This is a genomic window from Pantoea sp. B9002 (assembly GCF_013385945.1).
GTDB lineage: Bacteria > Pseudomonadota > Gammaproteobacteria > Enterobacterales > Enterobacteriaceae > Pantoea.
Genome location: NZ_JACAPA010000021.1, coordinates 99,110 through 109,924, shown reverse-complemented (window position 1 = coordinate 109,924; position 10,815 = coordinate 99,110). Strand labels below are relative to the sequence as shown.

The following is a 10,815-nucleotide window of genomic DNA, read 5'->3' as shown; positions in this document are numbered from 1 at the left end:
CAGTTTTTGTTGACCGCTACATTGGTAAGTATGTCAAGATTCATGAAGTCATATCGTCTCTCTCTAACAATCTTTTGCCTGTACACTCAATCGGCATCGTATTGTGCTCTGGATGCACGAAAATAGCCGGCGGATGTGATAATCCATGACCATAAAGGTAGCATCCGCAGAAGCATTTCTTTTCCCATATCTGTAATTGCATAAACCACCCGGGGCAACTTTTCCTCATAATCATAGCGGGATATAAGCCCGTCCCGCTCCAGATGTCGCAGTGTTCGCGTCAGCATTCTTTGAGTGACACTCGTAAGGTAGCGGCGTAACTCTCCGTAGCGAAGAGGTCCGTTAGTACCAAGAATATGCAGCACGCCCAGCGACCAGCGATTACCTGCATGGGCCAGGATCTCACGTTTTAGGCCCTCATCATCGTTGCTTAATTCCTCACAAAATTCCTTGGAAAATTGCAACAGTGCTTCCCGCTCAGACTCCATATCACCTCCGGTATCATGCGTGTGCCTAATTGAACCAGGCCATGTCAGCTGTCAGGATGACGTTTTAATACAACAGGAAGCAACAATGAATACTGAAAAAAAACCTAAAGATACTGTTCTAGTACTCGGTGCAGGCGAGCTTGGTATTCAGGTATTGAGAGCGATGAGCAATAAAGTGCAGGAACATACCGCTGTAAAAATTAGTGTGTTACTCAGAAGCGAAGCCGCTTATGCCGTTTCTGGCTCGCGCAAGGCACGGCTGGATGAACTTACGAAGCTTGGAATCGCTGTAGTAGAGGGCGATCTGCAGGAAAACAGTGTTGATGAACTGAGTGAACTATTTGCTGCTTTCGACGCCGTCATCAACTGCAGTGGTTTTGTCGGCGGGCCGGGAACACAGATAAAAATTACGCAGGCGGTATTCAAAGCGGCTGTAGCCCTCTACTTCCCATGGCAGTTTGGCGTAGATTATGACGTAGTGGGTAAAGGCAGCGGGCAACAAGTGTGGGATGAACAGCTCGAAGTTCGCCACCTTTTACGTCAGCAAAACGCAACAGCGTGGGTCATTGTATCTACAGGCATTTTTACCAGCTATCTGTTTGAGCCCGGTTTTGGTGTGATTGACGCGCAAAGTAAAACCGTCTGTGCCCTGGGAGACTGGAAGCACGCGGTAACGCTAACCACACCAGAAGATATTGGCAAGCTGACTGCGGACATTTTCTTCCGTCAGCCCACTTTCAAAAACGAGATTGTCTATATTGCAGGTGATACGCTGACTTATAGCGAGCTTGCGGATTTAATGAGTGCTCACTGGGGCACCGAAGTAAACAGAAAATTACTGGACGGGCAAAAGCTTCAGGATGATGCGCAGCACAATCCGCAAGATGTTGGTGCAAATTACCGGCTTGCTTTCGCACGGCCAGACGGCGTAGCCTGGAGTAAGCGAAATTCTTACAATTACCGTCAGGGAATTTCAACTACGACGGCCAGTCAATGGCTGGCAAAACAACACGGTATTTAGCATTCAGGTAGTGTTAAGCACTATTTTAAGCGGTGCAGAGCAAATTCAGATGCCGACGTGCTCTTGTCTTCAGAGCAAAAAAGCCACTGCAATTTTGCTGGAATTGCGGTTTACCCACCTATACATAGATCCTGAGCTTAAAATGATAGGTCGAATATATTAAGGGCCCGCCTTCGCCCTAAATCAATATTTGGATGTCCGCTTCACGAACCCGCCGGAGTTGTGCCCACCGCTGGAGTAGCGATGGGCAAAAATACATATCCTCCAACTCCATTTGCAATCGACGCCGGGTCTGCAGTCCAGAGTTATGAATGACATTATTTGCAGGAGCGCTGCCGCACTCCATCTTACTGCTTTATCGCAATGCAATATCAGCAGTTGCCATATTCAGCGCAGCGTCAAAAGGCGCTTTTCCCGCTCCCGTAAGCCATTCTTTCAATGTCAACATCGGACCGAACTCTCGCTCTAAGGCTGGGATATCTGCAATACCTGCAACCACGCCGTTGTCCACTAGTTCCGTCAGCTTTTTCAGGAACACGTTACTCTCCAGCAACGCTTCTGAAAACCGCTGATAGCGAATAGGTCGAGCGGCTGCAAGCGAGAAAGCATGCTCCAAATCTTCGCCAGTGAGACTCTGCCCCGAAAGCTCCAACGCCTGTCACGCGTAACGTTCCGGGTGGCATAGGATCTCGGCATTAATTCGGCCAAGGTCGTCAAGCGCTATCATTTGCATAGGCTGGTTCCGATGCATGAAGAAGGTGAACACGCCCGTATTCAAGCCCATACCTGGCAGCAGCATCATCTCCATAAAACTGGCCGGACGCGTTATCGTAGCGGCGATCGGCAGGCTGCGAATGTGCTCCTCTATCTCAGACTTGCTGTCGAAATGTCCCATGCCGGTCAGGCCTTTTCCCGCCGCTCCGCCCGAAGAATACACAATGAATTCAACGTTTGCTGCAACCGCACTATCGGCAATTGCCTTGCCCTGCATCACCTCCTGTTCATCTGACACCAGGCCGGATGGCGAGCTGGTCTGCACGCTGAACACACGGTTGACGCCCTGCATCGCCCGATCAATCGAGGCACGGTCAAACAGATCGCCAACAACCAGTTTGATGCCCTGCTTAGCAAGCGCTCTTGCTTTATCGCTCTGGGCATCCCTGACGAAGGCACGTACCGTTTCTCCCCTGGCTTTCAACGCTCTTGCCACAGCACCGCCCTGTTGCCCTGTAGCACCAAAAACCAAAAACTCCAAAGACTGTTGCATATCAGTAACCTATAGTAACTATCGAAGGTTCTTATTTTGAACTATCATGATTTTTCCGCAAGACGGCACTTTTTTGATACTAAGTTACAGAGAGATAACTAATGAAGAGCATTCCTAAAGATGCACAGACCCTGATACCCGATGAGATCAATGGTCGACCTGTTCTGCATACGCCCAGAGGCCCGGTACTAACGCCTTGTGCACCCGGGAGTGTATTAGCCCGACTGGGAGACAAGTGGACAATTTTGGTTATTTCGTTCTTATCTCTTTATCCTGATACACCGATGCGTTTTGGGGTGCTTCGACGGGGTATCCCGGACATCTCGCAACGCATGCTGACGTTGACCTTACGCAACCTTGAACGCGATGGTCTGGTCACGCGCTACTACTACCCTGAACTGCCGCCTCGCGTTGAATATGAGTTGACTGAAAGAGGGAAATCCATGCTAGAACCGCTGGCGGGCTTTACCCGCTGGATTCGTGACACATGGCAGGATATAGAAGCTTCACGACGCGCTTACGATGAGGCTGAAGACAGGTCTACTGAAATTGGGGAGAAAACATCCAGGGAGTAATATATTGAAGGTTAAAAAATACTTTAATGATGCGTATATCCACGTTAATCCATTTTTTATGTCCGTATCGTTGGCCGTATTACTTTTAGCGAAACCCGCGATAATGATTTCGTCTTAATTAGTCGCAATCGCAAGTGATTTAAATATTGAACGGCGTCACTACAATTACCCGAGACGATGCCGTTTCCTCTTCTGCTTCTGGCAAAAAACCATGAAAACGCAGGATGGCGCCAAATGCCGATCGCGCATCTTCGTGCAAATCATGGTCAATCACTGCATCCATCTCTTCAGCAGTCAGTAGCTTGCGATTCTCTTCATCAAGGTCGTGTCCGATAAAGACTTTTATGTTTCGTTGCATCGCTGTAAAAGCCTGCAAAACGGCACTATTACCTCCGCCCACGCTATAAACAGAATGAATCGAATGATCCTGTTCCAGCGCGGTACACATCTGCTTAAAAGTCAGTGTATCGATACCGTAACCTTCACTAACAGCTTTAACCTGCAGATATGGGGCTCGTTGATTCAACGCCTGAATGAATCCCTCCATTCGCTGCTCTTCTCCACGAAAACCCGTGCTGCTGATCACTACGGCGACCGTCTGCACTTCAGCTGGTAACCACCGCGACATCAGCCAGGCCGCAGTTCGACCGGCACCTTCATTATCCATCCCGACATAGCGGATGCGCTTGCTGCGTGGCAAGTCAGTCACCAGCGTCACCACCGGCACGTTGAGCGCTGCCAGCTCCGCAATCGTGCTCTCCAGCAAAGGATGATCACTGGCTTTGAGCAGGACACCGTAGCTGTCATTGCCACAGCGGCGCAGCTCACGTTGCAGCTCTTCAGGCGAGATTTCTTCAAAAATGTGGCAGCGCAGCGTGAGTCGGAACGGCGCGAAGCTTTGAATTTGACTGAGTAACGCCGCCACCGTCAGCGAACTGAATCGTTCTGGTGCATGCATCACCAGATCGATCGGTAGCGTGCGACCGCTTGCCAGGCTGGCGCGCTGCTGTAATTCCAGATCGCGGATCGCCTGAGCAATGCGTCGGGCAGTGCGCGGGCTAACGCTACCGCGCTGATGCAATGCTCTGTCGACCGTGGCTTTGCTGACGCCAGACTGAGCCGCGATTTGCTTAATGGAGAATGACCTTGCCATGAGTTGAGGTCTTTTTGAGGTTATGTCGCCGTATTGTTAATCGAATGTAATTGCTAAGGTCATTGTGAGCAAGCAGACAGACCTTACCTCACCCAAAATAACAAAGGACAACGAATGAGCCTGAGTGAAAGCAGCAGATTTAAAAACAAAGTGTTCGTCGTGACCGGCGGAACACAGGGATTAGGCGCAGCCGTAGCCAGTCTTCTGGCAATTCGCGGAGCCCGGGGCATTGTGATTTGCGGACGCAACGTTAAAGCAGGACACGAACAGGTGGATATCCTCAGCCAAACCGGTTGTGAAGTGATATTTGTTGAAGCGGATATCAGCTCGCCAGAAGCCTGCGAAAACGTGGTGGCGACCGCAGAAACGGCGTTTGGAACCCTGCATGGGCTGGTGAATTGCGCAGGCATGTCCGATCGCGGCACCATCCTCAACACTTCTCCGGAATTATTTGACGCGATTATGGCCGTCAACGTTCGCGCGCCTTTTTTCCTGATGCAGGCAGCGATCAAACTGATGATTGCCAAAGGCATTGAAGGCAGCATCGTCAACATCATCACCATGACTTCCCACGGCGGCCAGAGCTTCTTAACGGCATATGCCGCATCAAAAGGAGCGCTGGTCACGCTGACCAAAAATGTGGCCTTCAGCGCCATGCGCAATCGCATCCGGGTAAATGGTCTGAATATTGGCTGGATGGATACGCCACACGAGCACGACATCCAGCGGCAATATCATGACGCTGATGAAAACTGGCTTAGCAAAGCTGAGCAGGCGCAGCCTTTTGGTCGCCTGCTGAAACCAGCCGAAGTCGCGCGTGGCGTAGCATTTCTCCTTTCTGAGGAATCAGGAATGATGACGGGTGCGGTGATCGATTTCGATCAAAGTGTGGTTGGTTGTGGTGATAACGGTGGCTTCCAGCCATCACATGCTCTGACTCTGTGAGGCAAAAAAATGAAGAATATCTACATTAATGACAGCCACATTTCTCTCGATGATTTCGCCACGATTTGCGCGCAAACGCTGCGTAAAGATGATTTCCCGCTGGCACGTTCGGCCGATAAAAATGTGCTGATTTATCATCGTGACGACCTGCTGGCGGCCGCAACTGCAGACCGTCAAAACATGCTGGGTGAACTGCATCGTGCATTGTCCAGCGGGCCCGGTGTCCTGGTGGTTCAGGGCTTATATGGCGATGTATCCGCCGTTGATCGCAGCAGTAAAGTCTTTGAGGATATCCTGGCCAGTGAAGCGGCAAATGGCGGCGGTGGCGACCACTTTGCCAAAGCGGGCAGCAATGGCCGCATCTGGAATGCGCTGCAAAAAGTGGCGGAGCGGGATGCGGATGCCTTTATCGATTACTACAGCAATCCTTTGCTGGCGCTGATTTGTGAAGCCTGGGTTGGGCCCGGATATGAAATTACGGCTCAGGTGAATCAGGTGCGTCCGGGCGGCAAAGCGCAGCAGCCGCATCGGGATTATCATCTCGGTTTCCAGGTAAATGATGTGGTCGCTCGCTTCCCGCTGCCGTTGCAGATTCTGTCGCAATATCTGACGCTTCAGGGCGCGGTGGCTCACAGTGATATGCCGATTGAATCTGGTCCGACGCAACTTTTGCCCTGGTCGCAGCAGTATGCTGAGGGATATCTGGCGTGGCGCGATCCGCGCTTTATTGAATTCTTCCAGCAGCATGCCATTCAGTTGCCGCTGAAAAAAGGTGATGGGCTGTTCTTCAATCCTGCTCTGTTCCATGCCGCCGGCAATAACGTTACGCAGGATCATGTACGTACGGCCAATTTGCTGCAGGTCTCATCCGCTTTTGGCAAAACCATGGAGAAAGTGAATCACGTTAAAGTGATGGAAGCGATTTATCCAACCCTGCTGAGTAAGCATCTGAGCGATGAACAGTTACAGGCAATTGTGGCGGCGAGTGGTGAAGGCTACTCCTTCCCGACCAATCTGGATACCGATCCACCGCTGGGTGGCCTGGTACCCAAAACGCAACAGCAGCTGTTACTGGAGGCGTTGCAGCAACGTTGTTCAGCGGAAGAGTTTATTCAGCAACTCGCACATCACGAGATTAAGAGAAAAGCTTAGCTGTACCTACGAGACAAGCATGACGTAACGCCAGGACATGGGGCGTTACGTCATGTCGATGGAATTAGAATTCGCTTCAGGAACGCTATCACTGGATTTTTACCTGGATCCGTTGGCTACTTCAAATCGTTCAGATTTCCTTTAAGTTAACGCTACTTTCGGAAAATCCAATAAATTAAAACCACCGAAAACCCAGCATAATCAATTCTGCTACAGTTATTATTCAAACGCGAAAAATCAATAAAATCACATACACTTCCCTCTACAAGCTGAGTACAAAATCATGGTTTTTCGTGATTAAATTTTAATTTCAATAAGGAAAGTGCATACAACACTATTTTGAGCGTGTCATATGCACTACTGCATAGAATCATTTATCAAAATTGATATGTTAACCCAACGCCAAACGTATCGTCTGTTGAAATGCCAAACGGTGTCGTATCGCTAAGTCGGTTTATTCTATAGTCCGCATAGGTAAACATGTTTTTATTGAGGAAGTAAGAAATATTGACATCAATATATTTCACTAAATAAACGTCACCATATCCTTCAATGTCTTTACCCTGAGACTGGAACCAACCAATACCTGGAACGAACCCATTTAGCGCAACATATCTTAGATACATCTCCATATTTTCAGTTTTATTTGCATAACCATAACCACGGATCGGGGTGATATTACTTCCCTGAGAATATTTGACCGCCGCATAGAACTGATTCGGATTGTACTTGAAACCAACGGCCCACATTTCAGCACGATCACCGTCACCGTAAGCAAGCGCCTGCTGGGCCTGGGTGCGTTTTGAATTACTGTAAGCGGCCAGCATGGTGCCGCCCCAATCGAACGCATAGCTTACAGAAGCACCCGCGCCATCTCCGTTTGAAGCGTAGACTGTTCGGCTGCTGTTATTACTATCCTCACCATTTTTACCCTGATATTGCAGAGCAAACTTCAGATTGTCATCAAGCCCGAATAAGTTATTGTTGCGGTAGGTAAGAAGACCACTCGAGCGACCTGTCATAAAGCCATCAGTATAGATATCGGTCATGATGTCAAAGATAGGTGCATAGTCCGTGATACTTCCAACATCAAACATGATTCCGTTGTTGCGGCCATAATCCAGTGAACCCAAAGCACTGTGCTTTATTCCCGCAAATCCATAGCGGGTTTTACTGCCCAGTGTTCCATCAGCTTCAGAATTATTAGCCTGAATATTATATTCCCACTGACCATACCCGGTCAGTTTATCATTGATTTGAGTTTGGCCTTTGAAACCTAACCGGACATAAGTTGCATCACCGTCTACAGTTGTATCATCACTAAAATAATGACGCGCACGTACACTACCAAATAAATCCAATTTATTGCTGTCTTTATTATATATTTCAGCGGCACTCGCAAACTCCGCCAATAGCAATGCCGCCATCAGAATGGATAAATTTAATACTTTCATCATCAATCTCTTTAATTAGCAGGTGTTGATTAATTACTGAGTGGAGAGAGCCTCCACTCAGTGTCTTTATATTAGCGATTTAATGGGCGAGGCTGTGCTTCTTCAGGCAGAAGAGAAATATACGTTTCTCCTTCCAGCTGAGTAATATGCTCTTCTTTGGCCGCAGAAATTAATGCAGGATTGGTCAATGCGCGAACAGCAGAAGCCGCGATGACACTCCCGGCCAGCAGCATGCCTTTATGAGCATATGATGATTTTCCCTGGGTAACCATCTGCCAGGAATGAGGAGCAGTACCCCAGGCGCAGGTTGCGATATAGACCTGTCCTACCGGAACCAGCCAGCTTACGTCGCCCACATCTGTAGAGCCATTGAGAAAATCAGGTTCTTTGCGGAAGGCCGTTAAATCTTCTGAAAGAATTTTCCCACTTTTCTCAACCCGGCGCTTCTCTTCATCCGAGAAGGTTGCCTGAATGGACTGTGCAAAGGCTTTTTCTTCATCGGTAAAGGTAACAGGCCCAAACTTACTGAGTTCCTCATCCATCATGCTGGCCAGCGTCACGTTAGGAATAAGGTCAGCGGAGGCCGCATCAAATTCCATTGTGACCTGAGTGCCGGTCATGAGTGCCGCGCCGCGAGCGATATCTTTGACTCTTTCAGTAATTTCACGCACCTGATGCATTTTGGGCGAGCGCACCTTGTAAAGTACGTGCGCGTCAGATTGCACGACGTTTGGCGCATTTCCGCCGGCATTGGTAATTGCATAATGGAGACGGGCTTCAGGAATAATATGCTCACGAAGGAAGTTCGCACCCACGTTCATCAACTCAACACCATCCAGCGCACTTCGGCCCATGTGAGGACTGAAGGCTGCATGAGTGCTCTTACCTTTAAAGAGGTACTTGATCTGGTTTGTTGCCAGCATACGGGCATTGTATGCGAGGTTCTCATCCCAGGGATGCCAGGTGAACGCGACATCAACATCTTCAAACAGCCCAGCGCGCGCCATAAAGGCCTTTCCGCCGCCGCCTTCTTCAGCAGGGCAACCGTAGTATTTTATTGTCCCACTCAGGCCCAGTTTCTCTATGCATGCTTTGGTGGCCAATGCAGCAGCCAGCGCTCCTGTTCCAAGAAGGTTGTGACCGCAGCCATGGCCATTGCCCGCATTTTCTACAGGGGCATAACAGTTGGTATTCGCTTCCTGACTCAGAGCGGGCAAAGCGTCATATTCGCCCAGAAATGCAACAACAGGTTCTCCCGTTCCGAAGGTCGCAACAAACGCGGTTTCAATGCCTCCGGCATTTCTTACAACCTCAAACCCGCAATCTTCAAGCGTCTGTGCCATCAGCGCTGCTGATTGCTTTTCTTCATAGCGCACCTCAGCGAAATCCCAGATTTTGTCACTGACAGAAATAAGTCGTGTCGCTTCTTCACTCAGGGTTTGTTTAATAATTTCTAAATAGTCCATATATAACTCTCATTAATGCGTAGGGGTTGGATGAGGCTCCGCATTTGCAGAAGCACTGGAATGTCTGATTGTCAGCGCGATGAGGCAGGTAATAACTGCACAGGCCACGATCATCATGAAGGCACTTGAATAGTTCTGATTTGTTGCTTTAAGCATGTAACCAATGACGATGGGTGAAAGCAGTGAGCCAATCTGTGCGAAAGAATTTATTAAGCCTGTTGCGGTGCCAACCGAATCTTTAGGGAACTGTTTGATGATGGTGACGAACACGCTGATGCTGATCGCATTAAGGAAAATGTTCGAAAGTGATAGCCATGCAAAAGCAACAGGAATGGATGTCGCATTGAACATCAGCCAGATAAACACTGCTGATACGGCTGCGCCGATGGCAATAAGATACTTTTCGCGGCCGTTAAAGAAGCGGTCCAAAAGCCAGCCGCAGGTTAAGAAGGAGATAAACCCAAGGGTAGGAGGTAGCATTGACCATGCTCCCATGGAGATCATGCTCATTCCTTTCACTTTGACCCAATAGGAAGGAAGCCATGACTGCAATCCCCAAAATACGATATTGGTGAAGAAGTAACATGTCGCAATTTGCCAGGTAAGACGTCGTGCGATGATGTTTTTTAGCCGCTGCTTCTCATAGCCCTTGGGACGCTGAATTTTCGTTGTCTCAGACGTATCTTGCGGATTATTGGCTGTTTTTAATACTTTCCACAGTGCTAAAGCAAGCAACAGTCCTGTTACACCCAAAACAATAAACATGATGCGCCAGCTTAAAAACGCAATCAGTGTTGAGACAACTAAAGCACCCAGTGCAAATCCAACAGAAGCACCCGACTGTAAAAATGATTTTGCCCGGCCCATTTTGGATTTATCAAACTGCTGAGCAATAACCACTGAACTCCCTGAAGGGAATACAGCTTCCCCCATGCCGGTAAAAAAGCGTGCGATCACGAGGCTAACAATACCTCCGGCCATCCCCGTGCAGGCGGTTGCAAGCGACCAGAAACCGACTGCGCCAGTAAGTATCACCTTGCTACCAAATCGGTCGACCAGATAACCACCTACAAGCTGAGTCAGCGAGTAAGCCAGAAAAAAACCGCTGATAATCAGACCGGTTTCTTCACTCCCCAGATTGAAATCCGCGCTGATAGGAATAATTGCAATATTTATTGCTGTTTTATCGATGAATCCCACAACCCAACATAAAAACAAGATGAAGATAATCAGCTTATTTCTGGTACCCGCTTTCAAGCTGCCCATAGCACTTTCTCCGGAAGGAATGATGATG

The 10,815-nt window shown here is 48.8% G+C and carries 9 protein-coding genes and 1 pseudogene; 4 read left to right on the top strand and 6 right to left on the bottom strand.

The annotated features are described in order from the left end of the window. Nucleotides 1-86: 86 nt before the first annotated feature. The gene (locus HX773_RS13020; protein ID WP_176971843.1) at nucleotides 87-488 is read right to left on the bottom strand and encodes a helix-turn-helix domain-containing protein; all 402 of its coding nucleotides are present in this window, start codon (nucleotides 486-488) and stop codon (nucleotides 87-89) included. An 85-nt stretch (nucleotides 489-573) separates the two neighbouring features. On the opposite strand from HX773_RS13020, the gene HX773_RS13015 reads away from it, so the two are divergent. Next, nucleotides 574-1,509 carry an aromatic alcohol reductase gene (locus tag HX773_RS13015; RefSeq protein WP_176971842.1) on the top strand — a complete coding sequence of 312 codons (936 nt, stop codon included), beginning with the start codon at nucleotides 574-576 and terminating at the stop codon, nucleotides 1,507-1,509. A gap of 355 nt (nucleotides 1,510-1,864) precedes the next feature. Here HX773_RS13015 and HX773_RS13010 read toward each other — a convergent pair. Continuing rightward, nucleotides 1,865-2,776, bottom strand: a pseudogene (locus HX773_RS13010) (NmrA/HSCARG family protein). A gap of 101 nt (nucleotides 2,777-2,877) precedes the next feature. On the opposite strand from HX773_RS13010, the gene HX773_RS13005 reads away from it, so the two are divergent. Further along, complete coding sequence (locus tag HX773_RS13005; protein WP_255433217.1) at nucleotides 2,878-3,351, top strand: helix-turn-helix domain-containing protein; 474 nt, start codon at nucleotides 2,878-2,880, stop codon at nucleotides 3,349-3,351. A gap of 139 nt (nucleotides 3,352-3,490) precedes the next feature. Here HX773_RS13005 and HX773_RS13000 read toward each other — a convergent pair whose 3' ends face one another. Beyond that, on the bottom strand, nucleotides 3,491-4,504 hold the full coding sequence (locus HX773_RS13000; protein ID WP_176971841.1) for a LacI family DNA-binding transcriptional regulator: 1,014 nt from the start codon (nucleotides 4,502-4,504) through the stop codon (nucleotides 3,491-3,493). A 114-nt stretch (nucleotides 4,505-4,618) separates the two neighbouring features. Between HX773_RS13000 and HX773_RS12995 the strand changes: the two genes are divergently transcribed. Beyond that, nucleotides 4,619-5,449: an SDR family oxidoreductase gene (locus HX773_RS12995; protein WP_176971840.1), complete on the top strand. Its 831-nt coding sequence runs from the start codon at nucleotides 4,619-4,621 to the stop codon at nucleotides 5,447-5,449. A 9-nt stretch (nucleotides 5,450-5,458) separates the two neighbouring features. After that, entirely contained in the window at nucleotides 5,459-6,601 is a 1,143-nt protein-coding gene (locus HX773_RS12990; RefSeq protein WP_176971839.1) for a phytanoyl-CoA dioxygenase family protein, read from the top strand. A gap of 377 nt (nucleotides 6,602-6,978) precedes the next feature. Here HX773_RS12990 and HX773_RS12985 read toward each other — a convergent pair whose 3' ends face one another. The 3 genes from HX773_RS12985 to HX773_RS12975 form a co-directional block, all read right to left on the bottom strand. Further along, nucleotides 6,979-8,055: a porin gene (locus HX773_RS12985; RefSeq protein ID WP_176971850.1), complete on the bottom strand. Its 1,077-nt coding sequence runs from the start codon at nucleotides 8,053-8,055 to the stop codon at nucleotides 6,979-6,981. A gap of 71 nt (nucleotides 8,056-8,126) precedes the next feature. Then, nucleotides 8,127-9,521 carry an amidohydrolase gene (locus HX773_RS12980; RefSeq protein WP_176971838.1) on the bottom strand — a complete coding sequence of 465 codons (1,395 nt, stop codon included), beginning with the start codon at nucleotides 9,519-9,521 and terminating at the stop codon, nucleotides 8,127-8,129. Nucleotides 9,522-9,533: 12 nt separating this feature from the next. Then, nucleotides 9,534-10,787, bottom strand: coding sequence for an MFS transporter (locus tag HX773_RS12975; protein WP_176971837.1), 1,254 nt, complete (start codon nucleotides 10,785-10,787; stop codon nucleotides 9,534-9,536). Nucleotides 10,788-10,815: the final 28 nt, after the last annotated feature.

Coding starts and splice junctions, on each gene's coding strand:
- HX773_RS13020 (WP_176971843.1), bottom strand. CDS start 488: ATGGAGTCTGAGCGGGAAGCACTGTTGCAATTTTCCAAGGAATTTTGT.
- HX773_RS13015 (WP_176971842.1), top strand. CDS start 574: ATGAATACTGAAAAAAAACCTAAAGATACTGTTCTAGTACTCGGTGCA.
- HX773_RS13005 (WP_255433217.1), top strand. CDS start 2,878: ATGAAGAGCATTCCTAAAGATGCACAGACCCTGATACCCGATGAGATC.
- HX773_RS13000 (WP_176971841.1), bottom strand. CDS start 4,504: ATGGCAAGGTCATTCTCCATTAAGCAAATCGCGGCTCAGTCTGGCGTC.
- HX773_RS12995 (WP_176971840.1), top strand. CDS start 4,619: ATGAGCCTGAGTGAAAGCAGCAGATTTAAAAACAAAGTGTTCGTCGTG.
- HX773_RS12990 (WP_176971839.1), top strand. CDS start 5,459: ATGAAGAATATCTACATTAATGACAGCCACATTTCTCTCGATGATTTC.
- HX773_RS12985 (WP_176971850.1), bottom strand. CDS start 8,055: ATGAAAGTATTAAATTTATCCATTCTGATGGCGGCATTGCTATTGGCG.
- HX773_RS12980 (WP_176971838.1), bottom strand. CDS start 9,521: ATGGACTATTTAGAAATTATTAAACAAACCCTGAGTGAAGAAGCGACA.
- HX773_RS12975 (WP_176971837.1), bottom strand. CDS start 10,787: ATGGGCAGCTTGAAAGCGGGTACCAGAAATAAGCTGATTATCTTCATC.